The sequence below is a fragment of the Neisseria perflava genome, from assembly GCF_024170405.1.
Taxonomy (GTDB): Bacteria; Pseudomonadota; Gammaproteobacteria; order Burkholderiales; family Neisseriaceae; genus Neisseria; species Neisseria perflava_B.
Genome location: NZ_JALJYC010000017.1, coordinates 20,478 through 35,103 on the forward strand (window position 1 = coordinate 20,478; position 14,626 = coordinate 35,103).

A 14,626-nucleotide genomic window follows, 5' to 3' on the forward strand; every position below is an offset into this window, starting at 1 on the left:
CCCTCAAGGATAAGGCCGTCTGAAAACAACACGCCCGCGACAAATGCGGTTGGGTCGGTTTTCAGACGGCCTTATTTCCACTCATGCGCCGCATAGCACCAGAAATTCTTTGTGTGCACCGTTTTTCCTTTTATAATGAAAGCCCTTCAAATATTCTGCGGAGTACCGAAATGCTGAAAAAACTGATGATGGGCGCAGCCGTTGTGCTGCTGTTGGCGGCCTGCGGCAAAGACGGAGGCTCCGCGCCTGCGCAAGGCAACGCGCCGGCTGCCGATGCGCATGCCCCGTTGATTGACAAAATCAACAACAAGCAAACCCTGACTGTCGGTACGATGGGCACTTATTCCCCGTTCAGCTACCACGACCAATCGGGCAAACTGACCGGCTACGATGTGGAAGTGACCCGCGCCGTGGCCGACAAACTGGGCTTGCAGGTAGAATTTAAAGAAACCCCGTGGGACGCCATGATGAACGGCTTGAAATCCGGCCGTTTCGACTTGGTGGCCAATCAGGTTGCGCTGACTTCGCCCGAACGCCAAGCCACGTTTGACAAAGCCGAGCCGTATAGCTGGAGCGGCAAAATGCTGGTGGCGCGCAACGACCATGCGCCGGTGGCCAAATTGGAAGACATCAAAGGCGTGAAAACCGCCGTGATGTTGTCTTCTAACTACGACGAAGTGGCGCGCAAACTGGGTGCGGATGTGGTGCACACCGATACTATGGCGCAAGGCTTGATGATTGTGCAGCAAAAACGCGCCGAGCTGACGCTGAACGACGAATTGTCGCTGCTGGACTATCTGAAACAAAACCCCAATTCCGGCCTGAAATACGTATGGCGCAGCCCAGCGGAAGAAAAATTGGGCGCCGGTTTGGTGATAAACAAAGGCAACGAAGCGGCGCTGGCGAAAATCAACGAAGCCATGAAAGCCTTGCAGGATGACGGTACACTGAAAAAATTGAGTATCCAATTCTTCGGCGAGGATGTCAGCCATAAATAATCGGTAGAAAATAAACAAGGCCGTCTGAAAATATCGGATTTTCAGACGGTCTTTTGTATGCTCTACCGATTGATTTATGAATGGAACGTCACGATTTCACTCAAATCCGCACGCGGCGTGCGCACGCTGTTGACGTTGGCGGACAGATCGGGCTTGCCAAAGGAAATGCCCAGCAGCAGCTTATGGTTGGCCGGTACACCCAAAATCTCGCGCACATCGTCGGGGAAGAAAGCGCAGAACAGTTGCGGCACGCTGCCGTAGCCCGCGTCGTCCAATGCCAGCATAAAGGTTTGGATAAACATACCCGCGTCCATCGCCACATTCACGTTGTCGCCGGTATCGGGGACGAAGACAAACGCAGCCTGCTTTGCGCCGTAGAAATACAGGTTCTGCTCCATAAACCGTTGGCGGCCTTCCTTGTCTTCGCGTGCCACGCCGAAGGCTTCGTACAGGCGGCGGTAGGCGTCGCGGTAGCGGTCTTCATACACGCCGGTAAACAGCGATTGGTCGTAGCTGAAATCCGGATTCAACTCGCCTTTGTGCAGCTTATAGGCCATCGCTGCGGAAATCTTGCGCATGGTTTCGCCCTGCACAATATGCACCAGCCACGGCTGCGCATTCACGGCGGACGGGGATTGTTTGGCAGTCTCCAAGACGGCTTCGATTTCGGCACGGCTCATTTCCACCGGCTCAAAAGCACGTACGGAACGGCGGTGTTCGACCACGGTTTTAAAATCAGACATGGTTTTTTTTTCCTTGTGAAACGGGATGATTCATTTCGGGGCGGAGCGGGTGAGAATCAAGTGAGGCAAATAATATCGCTTGGGTTGGCATATTATCCCGACAGGCTGAAACATACGAAAATGCCGTCTGAAAACAATCAGGTTTTCAGACGGTATTTCATTGCCATATCAAGGCATTAACCTTACACCACAATATTGACCAAACGACCCGGCACAACAATAATTTTCTTCGCCGGTTTGCCTTCCATAAATTTCACGGCGCCGTCGGTGGCGAGGGCGGCGGCTTCGAGGGCGGCTTTATCGGCGTCGGCGGCGACGGTAATTTTGCCGCGCAGCTTGCCGTTGACCTGCACCATAATCTCGATTTCCGATTTCACCAGCGCGGCTTCGTCGGTTTGCGGCCAGCCGGCCTGCCACAATTCTTGCGCACTGTTCAATTCGCCCCACAAGGCTTCGCTGATGTGCGGCACAATCGGCCACAACAGGCGCACGGCAGCTTCCAACACTTCCTGCGCCACGGCGCGGCCTTGTTCGCTTGAGGTATCGGTTTTGTCAAACTGGTTGAGCAATTCCATCACGGCGGCGATGGCGGTGTTGAACTGCTGGCGGCGGCCGTAGTCGTCGCTGACTTTGGCGATGGTGCTGTGCAGCTTGTGGCGCAGCTCTTTCAATTCTTTGGACAAACCGTCTTGGCTGCCGCTGAATGCCGCCACCGCGTCGCCCTGTTTGCGGTATTCAAACACGGTGCGCCACAGGCGGCGCAGGAAGCGGTGCGCGCCTTCGACGCCGCTGTCGCTCCATTCCAAAGATTGGTCGGGCGGGCTGGCGAACATCATAAACAGGCGGGCGGTATCCGCGCCGTAGGCTTCAATCAGCTCTTGCGGATCGACGCCGTTGTTTTTCGATTTCGACATTTTTTCCGTGCCGCTGATGACCACGGGCAGGCCGTCGGCTTTCAATACGGCGGACACGGGGCGGCCTTTTTCGTCAAAGGTCAGCTCGACATCGGCGGGGTTAATCCAGTCTTTGCCGCCTTTGTCGTTTTCGCGGTAATAGGTTTCGCACACCACCATGCCTTGCGTGAGCAGGCGTTCAAACGGCTCGTCCACGTTGACCAAGCCTTCGTCGCGCATGAGTTTGGTAAAGAAACGCGCGTACAAAAGGTGGAGAATGGCGTGTTCGATACCGCCGATGTATTGATCTACCGCGCCCCAGTATTGCGCCGCTGCGGGGTCAACCATGCCGTCTGAAAACTTGGGCGACATATAGCGGAAAGGATACCAACTTGATTCCATAAAGGTATCCATGGTATCGGTTTCGCGCTTGGCCGCGCCGCCGCAGCAAGGGCAGGTGGTTTCGTAAAATTCGGGCATTTTGGCCAAAGGCGAACCCATGCCGTCGGGTACGACGTTTTCCGGCAACACTACCGGCAGTTGCTCGGCGGGTACGGTCACGTCGCCGCATTGTTCACAATGGATAATCGGAATCGGGCAGCCCCAATAGCGTTGGCGCGAAATGCCCCAGTTGCGCAGGCGGTATTGCGTTTTCGGTTCGCCCGCGCCTTGGCTTTGCAGCTTGGCGGCGATGGCGTCAAAGGCCGTCTGAAAATTCAGGCCGTCAAATTCGCCGCTGTTAACCAGAATGCCGTTTTCTTTGTCGCCGTACCATTCCTGCCATTGCGTAGTGTCAATCGTTTGATTGTCAACGGAAATGACTTGTTTGATCGGCAATTTGTATTTGGTGGCAAATTCAAAATCGCGCTCGTCGTGCGCCGGAACCGCCATCACTGCGCCGTCGCCGTAGCCCCACAATACATAGTTGGCAATCCACACTTCCAGCTTGTCGCCGTTGAGCGGATTGATGACGTAGCGACCGGTCGGCACGCCTTTTTTCTCCATCGTCGCCATGTCCGCCTCGGCCACGCTGCCCGCTTTGCATTCGGCGATAAAGTCCTGCAATTCGGGTTTGTCGGCAGCGGTTGCCAGCGGGTGTTCGGCGGCCACGGCCACATAAGTCGCGCCCATCAGCGTATCGGGGCGGGTGGTATAAACCTGCAAAAATTGCGCGTAATCGCCGTCCAAACCCGCTTTGCTCGCTTCATCCACGGCAAAGCGCACGGTCATGCCGCGCGATTTTCCGATCCAGTTGCGCTGCATGGTTTTTACCTGCTCCGGCCAGTGTTCCAATTTGTCCAAATCGGCCAGCAGCTCTTCGGCGTAGTCGGTGATTTTGAAGTAATACATTGGGATTTCGCGTTTTTCAATCAACGCGCCGGAACGCCAGCCGCGACCGTCAATCACCTGCTCGTTCGCTAATACGGTCTGATCCACCGGATCCCAGTTCACCGTACCGTTTTTGCGGTAGACAATGCCTTTTTCAAACAGTTTGGTAAACAGCCACTGCTCCCAGCGGTAGTAATCCGGCTTGCAGGTGGCGATTTCGCGTTCCCAATCAATCGCAAAGCCCAAGCTCTTGAGCTGCGATTTCATGTATTCGATGTTGTCGTAGGTCCACGCGGCGGGGGCGACGTTGTGCTTCATTGCCGCATTTTCCGCCGGCATGCCGAAAGCGTCCCAGCCCATAGGCTGCAATACATTGTAACCATTGAGCAATTTATAACGGCTCAACACATCGCCGATGGTGTAGTTGCGCACATGCCCCATATGCAGCTTGCCGCTGGGATAGGGAAACATCGACAGGCAGTAATATTTCGGCTTAGAAGTATCTTCGGTCACATTAAACAGGCGCGCCGCGTCCCATTTTTGCTGCGTCGCCGGCTCGATGGCGGACGGCTGGTAGTGTTCTTGCATAATCTTTCGCTTTGCTGAAAAGATGTTGGAAAATAAAGTCAAACGCAGATTATAGCGGATTTGCAAGGCGCTTGCTTGAGTTGGCAACAGGTCGTCTGAAAAACGGTTTTCAGACGGCCTGTTGCAATAATCCGCCATCATGTCTTGAGTTTTATTCCAATGCCCATATTATGAACAGCAATTTCCATACTTTTGATTTAAGAATACACCAACCATGAGCAAAGATTATTACGAAGTGCTGGGCGTGGCCAAAAGCGCCGGCGATAATGAGATTAAAGTTGCCTACCGCAAGCTGGCGATGAAATACCATCCAGACCGCAATCCGGGCGATAAGGAAGCGGAAGAAAAATTTAAAGAAGTGCAAAAAGCCTACGACACGCTGTCGGATAAGGAAAAGCGTGCCACTTACGACCAATTCGGCCATGCCGCCTTCGAGCAGGGTATGGGCGGCGGTGCGGGCGGTTTCGGCGGATTTGGCGGCGGCTTCGGCGGTGCGCAGGGCTTTGATTTCGGCGATATTTTCAGCCAAATGTTCGGCGGCGGCGCGGGCGGTGGCAGACAGCCCAATTATCAGGGTGCGGACTTGCAAGTCGGCGTAGAAATCACGCTGGAAGAAGCGGCCAAGGGCATTAAAAAACGCATTAATATCCCGACTTACGAGGAATGCGATGTCTGCCACGGCAGCGGCGCGAAACCGGGTACGTCGGCCACAACCTGCTCGACCTGCCACGGCTCGGGTACGGTGCATATCCGTCAGGCGATTTTCCAAATGCAGCAGACTTGTCCTGCCTGTCACGGCAGTGGCAAGGAAATCAAAGACCCGTGCGTGAAATGTCGCGGCGAAGGCCGTACCAAAACCAGCAAAACGGTTGAGGTCAATATTCCGGCGGGTATCGACGACGGCCAGCGTATCCGCTTGAGCGGCGAGGGCGAACCGGGTACGCACGGCGCACCGGCGGGCGATTTGTACGTCAACGTGCGCGTGAAAGAGCATAAAATCTTCGAGCGCAACGGCTTGGATTTACATTGCGAATTGCCTATCAGCTTTACCGTGGCGGCGCTGGGCGGCGAAGTGGAAGTGCCGACCTTGGACGGTAAGGTCAAACTGGCCATCCCGAAAGAAACGCAAACCGGCCGCCGTATGCGCATTAAAGGCAAGGGTATCAAGTCGCTGCGTTCTACTGCAACAGGCGATTTGTACTGCCATGTGGTGGTGGAAACGCCGGTCAATCTGACCGACCGCCAGAAAGAGCTGCTGGAAGAGTTTGAAAAAATCTCCACCGGCCTCGACCGCAGCCAAACGCCGCGTAAGGAATCGTTTTTGGACAAATTGAAAGATTTGTTTGATTGATTCGGATAGCGGGTGAATAAAGCAAATGCCGTCTGAAAATAGGGTTTTCAGACGGCATTTTTGTAAGTGCTTTAAATAATTTATGAATATTGTGTAGATTGGGTTGAAAACCCAACTTTCTATTTTGCGATTAAATAAAGTCTAATCAGGTAGCTGAGTGTATCTTGTTGTGTAGTAGCGGGAGTGTGAAGAGTTTTACTGGGTTTACACTCAACTAGGTGCTTTTCAGACGGCATCTATACATTTTAAGTTAAGGCGTATAGTGCACATATTTACCCCCCCGTTAACGCCATCACGCGGATGATTTTTTTCGGATTTTCCACAAATTCGTGTTTTTCCGGTTTCATAGCAATGGCTTGGCGGATACGGTTGTCCAGTTCGTCATCGCTGCACCCATCGCGCAGCAATTCGCGCAGCGGCATTTTGTCTTCCTGCCCCAAGCACAGATGTACGTTGCCGGTGGCGGAGAGGCGCACGCGGTTGCAGGTGGCGCAGAAGTGCTGGCTCATGGGGGTAATCAGGCCGAGGGTAAAGCCGCTGTGGTCGCTGTGCCAGTAGCGGGCGGGGCCGCCGCCGATGTTGCCGCGAAACGGGGTCAGGCCGAATTTTTGGCGCAGGTTTTCCAATACGGGTTGCAGGTTGACTTTGGCGTGCGCCTGTCCGGTCGCGCCCATCGGCATGGCTTCGATGAGGTTGAGGATAAAGCCGTGTTCCATGCAAAAAACGACCATTTCATCGACGTCGGTGTCGTTAATGCCTTTGAGCGGCACCATATTGATTTTAATGCGCTCGAAACCGACATCTTGCGCGGTTTTGATGCCTTCGAGTACTTGCGGCAGGCAGTCGCTGCCGGTAATGCGGGTCACGCAGTCGCGGCGCAGGCTGTCGAGGCTGATGTTCAGACGGCGAACCCCGGCTTGGCGCAGCGCGGCGGCGTGTTTGCCCAGTTGCGTGCCGTTGGTGGTGAGGGAAATGTCTTCCACGCCGGCTTGGGCGGAGATGTGGGCGGCCAAGTCGGTCAGGCCTTTGCGCAGCAGCGGCTCGCCGCCGGTCAGCCGGAAACGCTTGGTACCCAGCCGGGCAAATGACGCGGCTACGCGGCCCAGTTCTTCAATGGTCAGCCAGTCTTTGGGGACGGCAAAGCCTTTGAAGCCTTGCGGCAGGCAGTAGGTGCAGCGCAGGTCGCAACGGTCGGTTACGGAAATGCGCAGGTAGTCGATGGTGCGGCCAAACGGGTCGGTAAGCATGGTGTGTAGTGTTTTTTGTCTAATTATTTAGGATTATTTTAATCTGATTTTTCTTTCAAAATATGCTGTTAATCTTACAGGCCGTCTGAAAAAAGGGCAAATGGAAAAACCTTATGCCGATTGGTGTTTTTAATAACGCGGTACATTCTCATCTACCTGAGTCGACCATGCATCTATGCCACCTTGCAGGTTGTAGAGGTTATCGAAGCCGACATCGGCCAGATACATGGCGGTGTGCAGGCTGCGGATACCGTGGTGGCAGTAAATAACCAGCGGAATATCGTCATCGGGCAGCTCGTTGTGGCGCAGCGGAATCAGGTTCATCGGGATGTGCAGGGCGTCGGGAAGGGCGCAGATTTGGGTTTCCTCGTCGGTGCGCACGTCGAGCAGGCGGACGGGTTTGCCGTCGTCCAGCCATTGTTTGAGTCGGGTAACGGGAAGTTGCGGAATATCCATGTGTGTGTCTTTCTGTGTGTGAACAGGTATAAGCAGGCCGTCTGAAAGTTGGTTTTCAGACGGCCTGCGGGTTAACTTAAGATAAAACGGTGCGCTTTAAAATGCAAAGTCGCCAAAGGGCGAACCGCCTTTGTCGTCCAAACGGGCAACTTGGGTATCAAACAAAACTGTTTCTTCAAAGCTGTCGCTCTTGCGGGTAAGCAAACGGGCGTGTTGCACCGGCTTGCCGCCGACAATAATCACCATACGGCCGCCGTCTTTCAACTGCTTTTTCAGAATTTCGGGAATGTCGCCGACTGCGCCGCCGACATAGATGGCGTCAAACGGTTCGCCTTCGCTGAGGCTGTTCAGACCGTCGTTTTGCGCGTAGAACACATTGCGGTAGTCCAAGCCGTCCAACACGGCTTTGGCGCGGTTTTGCTGTACGGCATCCACATCGCAGGTGACGACTTCGCCCGCCAGCTGCGCCAGTAATGCGGTGGCATAGCCGGAGCCGGTGCCGATTTCCAACACTTTGTCTTGTTTGGTTAATTTCAAACCCTGCGCCAAACGCGCCACCACTTTGGGCTCGAGCATTTTCGCGCCGTTGGGCAGCGGCAGTTCGGTGTCGGAATAGGCCACGCCTTGCAGCTTGTCGCCGACAAACCGTTCGCGCGGGATTTCCATCAAGGCATCGAGAACGTCAAAATCCAACACGTCCCACGGGCGGATTTGCTGCTCAACCATATTGAAACGCGCTTTTGCAAAGTCCATAGTGTGCTCCGTTCATTATTTTTTATAGAAATAGGGTCATGATTATAATGCCTTATGCTCTCAGCCGCCATCTTTCAGATGGCCTTGTCTGTACATTTGCCCAACAGTTGCACCAATTCGCCCAAATAATGCGCATCGGTATCGTCAAATTGCGCCAGCTTGTCGTCGTCTGCATCTAATACGCCGAAGCAGCGGCCTTGCGCGTCAAACAGCGGTACCACGATTTCCGATTGCGACAGCGACGAGCAGGCAATATGGTCGGGGTGGGCATTAACATCGGCGACGACCATCGTTTCCCCTTTTGCCCAAACCTGTCCGCACACACCGCGCCCGTAAGGAATGCGCGTACAGGCCAACGGCCCTTGAAACGGCGCCAGCACCAGCGTATTGCTGCCGGATTCTACCAAATAAAAACCAACCCAAAGCCAATCGAACGCTTCCTTTAAAATTGCGGCGGTATTGGCTAAGTTGGCAGTTAAATTCGGTTCGTCCGCAATCACAGCGGCAATTTGCGGCAAAATTTCGCGGTAACGCGCCGCTTTGTCGCTATCGGCGGTAAAGTGGAGGGTGTGCATAGAAAAAGCATGATAACAGGAAGAAAAAAATGATTATAAAGCGGTTTGCCCAAGGCAGTCATTCATTTCTTGAGGCCGTCTAAAAAAATGTTCAGACGGCATTTTCTGCTTTAAAATCAGTAGGGGCGCGATGTGGGATATTGCTAATCATGTTTATATGAATTACACTTCACTACAAATTATATTGACAATTTCACTAAATTCAATGGAGCAATTATGTATCACGAAGACGGTATGTGGCAGCAGAAATGGGTTATCGGCAACTGGAAAATGAACGGACGCCTGCAAAACAACAACGCCCTGATGCACCGTTTCCGTGTAATGCCGACCGCCGATCGCGTACTCATCGGCTTGGCCGCTCCGACTGTTTACCTTCTGCAACTGCACAATGCCATGCAGATTGTGTTGAATAACCGCATTCTGACCTGCGCCCAAGACGTCAGCCGTTTCCCTAATAATGGCGCCTATACTGGTGAAGTGTCCGCCGAAATGCTGGCCGACATCGGTACCGACATCGTCTTAATTGGTCATTCCGAGCGCAGCCTGTATTTCAGCGAGAAAAACGAAATTCAGCGCCGTAAAATGGAAAACGTATTAAACGTCGGTCTGATTCCGCTGCTGTGTGTCGGCGAAAGTCTGGAAGAGCGTGAAGCTGGTAAAGAGCAAGAGGTCATCGCCCACCAGCTGTCTATTTTAAAAGGTCTGAATACCAAAGATATCGCAGTTGCTTACGAGCCGGTTTGGGCCATCGGCACCGGTAAAGTGGCTACTGTCGAGCAAATTGCCGCCATGCACGCATTCATTTATTCAGAAATCTTGCGTTTGTGCGGCGAGGATGTTAGAATCCGCGTTCTTTACGGCGGAAGTGTGAAAGCAGAAAATGCGGCAGACATTTTTGCCGTACCTTATGTGGACGGCGCTTTAGTCGGCGGCGCGTCATTATCTTATGACTCGTTTATCGCCATTATCGATGCCGCGCAAGCCTCGTAGAGAATTATGGAAGCCTTTAAAACCGTTATTTGGATTTTGAACATCATGTCTGCTCTGGCAGTCATCGTGCTGGTGTTGCTGCAACACGGCAAGGGTGCGGACGCAGGCGCCACATTCGGTTCAGGCAGCGGTAGTGCGCAAGGCGTGTTCGGTTCGGCCGGTAATGCCAACTTCCTCAGCCGTTCTACCGCCATCGCAGCAACCGTATTCTTTGCAACCTGTATGGCGATGGTGTACATCCATTCCAATACCAGTAAACACGGTTTGGATTTCAGCGATGTCCAACAAAGCAGCCCCGCGCAGATACAAAGCGCGCCTGCGGCTAATACAAATACTGCACCTGTTGCCCCGGCCTCACAAACGCAACAGTAATCAAATCTAGCCGACATGGTGGAATTGGTAGACACGCTATCTTGAGGGGGTAGTGGCCGTAAGGCTGTGCGAGTTCGAGTCTCGCTGTCGGCACCAAACTCAAAAAAGCCCGCTGAAAATTGCGGGCTTTTTTACGTCTGACACCGTCCCATGCCGTAAACCAAACACCCACGCTGTAAGGATTTACGCCCGATTCCCTATTTCTCTTTTCTGTCTTGACAGTCTGACGCGGTATCATGCCGTATCATTGGAGCAACCATTTTTAGGGGGTATTATCGGGGGTATCGACCAAATACCCCTGAAAACATACCCCAAAATGCCACTAAACGACTGCCAAATAAGAACGCAAAGCCTGCCGACAAAGCCTATAAGCAAACCAAAAAACTACTTATTTGTCCGTACGTATCCGTAAAAAGGTGGCAAAGCGTGGTGTGCCTTTTTGGGTACATCCACGATAGCGATAGGTAATAACAGAGCCGATCGGCGGAGGGTTATTCCGTTCTGCATCTTTGAAACCGCTGCCGATACGGAATTCTCCTAATTGATTTTTACAGCCGATAGCGCCTAAGCGCCCGGCGTTTTTTCCTTTCCCTTCGTAGTGGCGTGTCACGGTACATTCTGCATCGTGTACGCTTTTAAGCTTTAATAATTGGTTGCTACGTCCTGATGTATAGGCCTGATTCGGGTTTCTCAACATGACGCCTTCTCCTCCCAATGCTTCGATTTCTTTAAGAAAAGCTTGCGCATGCTCTTGGTTTTTGACTGGGATTTGCGGAATGACGACAATGGGGGCGCTTGGATATAATTTCAGCCAGTTTTGGGCGATGGTAAGTCGTTGGTAGAGGTTGCCGGAAGCTTTGGGAACATCAAAGACATGCAGTTTGATGTCATGCCAATCGCTTGAATTGGCGCGGACGGTAGCGGAAATTTGTTCAAATTGGCCGCGTCCGCTGTATAGTTCGCCATCTAATGGGTAGGGCGGGAAATGTGCGGTATAGTCGGGTGGCGGTGTGAATGCGTATCCTTGTCGGCTGAGTAATTGCTTGCCATCCCAATAAGCGCGCACGCCGTCTAGCTTTTCGCTCATGGCCCAGCCGCTGATATCTTGGTTTTTGTATTCTTGAGCCAGCAGTAAATCTTCTGCGGCTGCGGTTGTGTGGCAGATGAAAATAGTAGCAAAAATCGGTATGATGTTTTTCATGTTTTCCTCTGTAATATAATAAATAATCTTGGAAATAATTATTTCAAAAAACATAGTAGCATAAATATTGAAAAGGCCGTCTGAAAAATGCGGCTTTATCATATTAGATAAGGAATAAAATCATGGCTTTGCAATTTGAGATTTTGGCTGTTACACCGTTTCGGCAAAATTGTACGCTGTTGTGGGATGACGAAACCCGAGAGGCTGTATTGACTGATGTCGGCGGTGATGTGCCGTTTGTATTGGAACAAGTAGCTGAGAGGGGCGTGGATGTTAAGGAAATCTGGCTGACACACGGGCATCTTGATCATGCGGGTGGTGTGGTGGCATTTTTACAACATAAAAATGTTCCGGTTATCGGGCCGCATAAAGATGATGTTTTTTTATTGGAAGCATTGCCTGTTGTTACGGCGCAATACGGTTTTCCTGTATCTCCGGCGTTTGAGCCGACCCGTTGGCTTGATGAGGGCGAGGAATTGTCTGTCGGCAGTTACCGTTTTAAAGTTTTACACATCCCCGGACATACCCCCGGACAGGTCGTATTTTATTGCGAACAAACTGGGTTGTTGGTGGCGGGTGATGTGTTGTTTTACGAGACCATCGGACGCACGGATTTTCCTAGAGGAAACCATGCTGATTTGATCCGAAATATCCATGAAAAACTGCTGGTTTTGCCGGAGAAAACCCGTGTGATTGCCGGACATGGGCAAATGACAACAATTGGTCATGAAAAGCGACATAATCCGTTTTTATAAGCATCTGTTTAGTATGTTTTTAATAAGGCCTGTAAAAACATATTAAATTGATAGATTTAGTCATTGTTTTTAAGTTTTCTATTGTAAGATGATAACCAATCCGCAAAGGAGCGGAGTATTTCATTTTCACATTACTAAGGAACGAATGATGTCTTTCGATTTGGGTAACTTGCTGCAAGGCCAATTGGGTAACGTATTGGGTCAATTCCTGACCAACAACGGTGAGTCTGAGGATAACAGCGCAAAAGCTGCCGGTTTGGCGCTGCCTGCGATTGTTGCCGGTTTGGTCAAACATGTCAGCGGTGGCGCAACCAACGCTTCAGGTTTGATTGATTTGTTGACCGGTTCTGCCGGTTCTCAACTGACCAAAGCCGTTTCACAAGCTACTGCCGGTGGTAACGGTTTGGCTACTGTTATCGAACTGGGTAAAAACCTGTTGCCTAACCTGTTGGGTGGCAATGCAGCCAATGTTGCCGATCAAATCGCACAAGAAAGCGGCGTTTCTAAAGCATCTGCCGGTTCATTGTTGTCACTGGCGCTGCCTTTGGTTCTGTCTGTATTGCGCGGTAAAGCGCAAAGCGACAACTTGGGCGCAGGTCAGCTGTTGGGTCTGTTGGGTCAACAACAAGGCTGGTTGTCTAAAGTATTAAACAGCAATATGCTGTCTGCCTTGGGTATCGGTAGTCTGAGCGGCCTGTTTGGTGGCCTGACCAACCTGATTAGCAGCTTTGGTGGTACCGCTGCCGGTACAGCAGCAGCTGCCGCCGGTGCAACCGCAGCAACTGCCGCTGCTGCCAAAAAAGGTGGTATCGGTAAATGGATTGCTTTGATTGTGGTTGCCTTGGCTGCTTTGTTGGCACTGAAAAACTGCGGTAAAGGCGAAGAAGCTGCTCCGGCTCCGGCTGAAGCTGCTGCATCTGCCGCCTCTGAAGCCTCTGCGCCCGTAGAAGCGCCTGCCGCTTCTGAAGCTTCTGTGCCTGCCGTTGCCTCTGAAGTTGCGCCTGCTGCTTCTGCTCCGGCCGCTTCCGAAGCTGCTCCGATTGCAGACGCCGGCTCTGAAGCTGCGCGTGTTGTCGTTGAAAACGGCGTAGCCAAATTCTTCTTTGCAACCGGTAAAAATGACATCGCCCAAGGTGCAGAAGCGATTGTGGCCGACATCATCTCTGCCGGTAAAGATGGTAAAAAACTGGTCGTGAGCGGTTTTGCTGACAGTACCGGTGACGCTGCCGCCAATGAAAAATTGTCTAAAGACCGCGCAGAAGCTGTTAAAGCATTCTTCGAAGCTCAAGGCGTGGACGCTGCCAATATCGAACTGCGCAAACCGGAAAGCACTACCGGTGCTGTGGGTAACGATTTGGAAGGCCGTCGCGTAGAAGTAAAAATTGAAGGCTAATTTTTAAAGATTAGTTGCTTGAGGCCGTCTGAACAGTTTGCTGTTCAGACGGCCTTTAATTTTAAGCTCAAGAAAAATACGGACAGGCTAAACGGATATTGCCGCGCCGGATGGTTTGTTTTAAGCTGTATGCTGTTTCGATGATGAGGAATAAGATGACTCCTATTGCTACTTTGATTCATGCCGATGAGGGCAATCAGGCTTTAAACCTGTTGTGGCAGGCTGTGGCCGAATGGCGGCGGCAAGGCTTGCGTGTGGCCGGTTTGTTGAATCCGCTGGATGCGCAAGGCAAGCGGATTCGCGAGCGCGTGTGTTCGCTGACGGATGAGCGTGAATATGAAATCATGTATGCCGATACGGGCGACCGTGTAGCGGATTCAGACGGCCGATTGGCCTGTTTGCTGAACCCGCAGGAATTAGCTGCTTCGTCGGCAGTGATTCGGGATGCGTTGGCTACGCCGCCGGATATTCTGGTGTTCAATAAATTCGGTTATGCCGAAAGCGAAGGCGGGGGGCTGCTGGATGAATATGCGCAGGCGGTCGGGCAGGGGATTGCGGTGGTGTCGCTGTTGAAAACCAAATACCTTCCCGAATGGCGTGCCTTTACCGACGGGATGGGTACGGAATTGTCCGACAGTGATAGCGATACATTGCTGGCTTGGGGCTTGGGGCAAAAGGGCGTCTGAAAAATGGTTGGATTTTTGCAGGTCGGTGTCAACCCACCATTTTGTGGGAAACGGTTTTGGTGGGTTTACTCTCACCCTACGGCTCACGTTTTATAATGTGAGTTCCGGGATAGGCTAAACGCCTGAATCAGTAGCGGTAGGCTACGTTAGCCGCCTTAAGCGGCGTAACGTACCGGCTAGCGGGTGTTTGGTGTTGTGCTGTTTTGCAAACATCCGCTAACCGGTGCAATACGGCGTACCGCCTATTGCACCCTACGGTTATTTTTATAAATGCCGTCTGAAAATAATTTTTCAGA

14 protein-coding genes and 1 tRNA gene are annotated in these 14,626 nt (G+C 52.2%); 8 read left to right on the forward strand and 7 right to left on the reverse strand.

All coding sequences use genetic code 11. The features are described 5' to 3' along the window. Positions 1–170 precede the first annotated feature (170 nt). On the forward strand, positions 171–998 hold the full coding sequence (locus J2T37_RS07385; RefSeq protein WP_253354964.1) for a transporter substrate-binding domain-containing protein: 828 nt from the start codon (positions 171–173) through the stop codon (positions 996–998). A 74-nt stretch (positions 999–1,072) separates the two neighbouring features. On the opposite strand, the gene J2T37_RS07390 is transcribed toward J2T37_RS07385, so the two are convergent. Together J2T37_RS07390 and leuS are read right to left on the reverse strand one after the other, a co-directional pair. Beyond that, on the reverse strand, positions 1,073–1,741 hold the full coding sequence (locus tag J2T37_RS07390) for a nitroreductase (RefSeq protein ID WP_253354965.1): 669 nt from the start codon (positions 1,739–1,741) through the stop codon (positions 1,073–1,075). Between the two features lie 182 nt (positions 1,742–1,923). Next, positions 1,924–4,551 (reverse strand): leucine--tRNA ligase, encoded by a 2,628-nt coding sequence (gene leuS, locus J2T37_RS07395; protein WP_253354966.1) that lies wholly within the window; start codon positions 4,549–4,551, stop codon positions 1,924–1,926. A gap of 214 nt (positions 4,552–4,765) precedes the next feature. Here leuS and dnaJ point away from each other — a divergent pair, with 214 nt between their 5' ends. After that, positions 4,766–5,902, forward strand: a complete 1,137-nt coding sequence (dnaJ, locus tag J2T37_RS07400) for a molecular chaperone DnaJ (RefSeq protein ID WP_253354967.1) — start codon at positions 4,766–4,768, stop codon at positions 5,900–5,902. A 272-nt stretch (positions 5,903–6,174) separates the two neighbouring features. Here dnaJ and moaA read toward each other — a convergent pair whose 3' ends face one another. The 4 genes from moaA to J2T37_RS07420 form a co-directional block, all read right to left on the reverse strand. After that, positions 6,175–7,149 (reverse strand): GTP 3',8-cyclase MoaA, encoded by a 975-nt coding sequence (moaA, locus tag J2T37_RS07405; protein WP_253354968.1) that lies wholly within the window; start codon positions 7,147–7,149, stop codon positions 6,175–6,177. Between the two features lie 129 nt (positions 7,150–7,278). Further along, positions 7,279–7,605 (reverse strand): rhodanese-like domain-containing protein, encoded by a 327-nt coding sequence (locus tag J2T37_RS07410; protein WP_253354969.1) that lies wholly within the window; start codon positions 7,603–7,605, stop codon positions 7,279–7,281. 96 nt (positions 7,606–7,701) lie between these two features. Further along, positions 7,702–8,358, reverse strand: a complete 657-nt coding sequence (locus J2T37_RS07415; RefSeq protein WP_253354970.1) for a protein-L-isoaspartate O-methyltransferase family protein — start codon at positions 8,356–8,358, stop codon at positions 7,702–7,704. Between the two features lie 74 nt (positions 8,359–8,432). Further along, positions 8,433–8,933 carry a GAF domain-containing protein gene (locus J2T37_RS07420; protein WP_253354971.1) on the reverse strand — a complete coding sequence of 167 codons (501 nt, stop codon included), beginning with the start codon at positions 8,931–8,933 and terminating at the stop codon, positions 8,433–8,435. A gap of 216 nt (positions 8,934–9,149) precedes the next feature. Between J2T37_RS07420 and tpiA the strand changes: the two genes are divergently transcribed. The 3 genes from tpiA to J2T37_RS07435 all read left to right on the forward strand — a co-directional run bounded on the left by tpiA (position 9,150) and on the right by J2T37_RS07435 (position 10,391). Continuing rightward, positions 9,150–9,923 carry a triose-phosphate isomerase gene (gene tpiA / locus J2T37_RS07425; protein WP_253354972.1) on the forward strand — a complete coding sequence of 258 codons (774 nt, stop codon included), beginning with the start codon at positions 9,150–9,152 and terminating at the stop codon, positions 9,921–9,923. A 6-nt stretch (positions 9,924–9,929) separates the two neighbouring features. Further along, positions 9,930–10,295 carry a preprotein translocase subunit SecG gene (gene secG / locus J2T37_RS07430; RefSeq protein ID WP_253354973.1) on the forward strand — a complete coding sequence of 122 codons (366 nt, stop codon included), beginning with the start codon at positions 9,930–9,932 and terminating at the stop codon, positions 10,293–10,295. A 9-nt stretch (positions 10,296–10,304) separates the two neighbouring features. Continuing rightward, positions 10,305–10,391, forward strand: a tRNA-Leu gene (locus tag J2T37_RS07435). Positions 10,392–10,683: 292 nt separating this feature from the next. Here J2T37_RS07435 and J2T37_RS07440 read toward each other — a convergent pair. Beyond that, complete coding sequence (locus J2T37_RS07440) at positions 10,684–11,496, reverse strand: DNA ligase (RefSeq protein ID WP_301286367.1); 813 nt, start codon at positions 11,494–11,496, stop codon at positions 10,684–10,686. A 122-nt stretch (positions 11,497–11,618) separates the two neighbouring features. On the opposite strand from J2T37_RS07440, the gene J2T37_RS07445 reads away from it, so the two are divergent. The 3 genes from J2T37_RS07445 to J2T37_RS07455 all read left to right on the forward strand — a co-directional run bounded on the left by J2T37_RS07445 (position 11,619) and on the right by J2T37_RS07455 (position 14,330). Next, a complete protein-coding gene (locus J2T37_RS07445; protein WP_253354974.1) occupies positions 11,619–12,251 on the forward strand; it encodes an MBL fold metallo-hydrolase in 633 nt (210 codons plus the stop codon). 148 nt (positions 12,252–12,399) lie between these two features. Beyond that, positions 12,400–13,644, forward strand: coding sequence for an OmpA family protein (locus J2T37_RS07450; protein ID WP_253354975.1), 1,245 nt, complete (start codon positions 12,400–12,402; stop codon positions 13,642–13,644). A gap of 155 nt (positions 13,645–13,799) precedes the next feature. Beyond that, the gene (locus J2T37_RS07455) at positions 13,800–14,330 is read left to right on the forward strand and encodes a DUF2478 domain-containing protein (protein WP_253354976.1); all 531 of its coding nucleotides are present in this window, start codon (positions 13,800–13,802) and stop codon (positions 14,328–14,330) included. Positions 14,331–14,626: the final 296 nt, after the last annotated feature.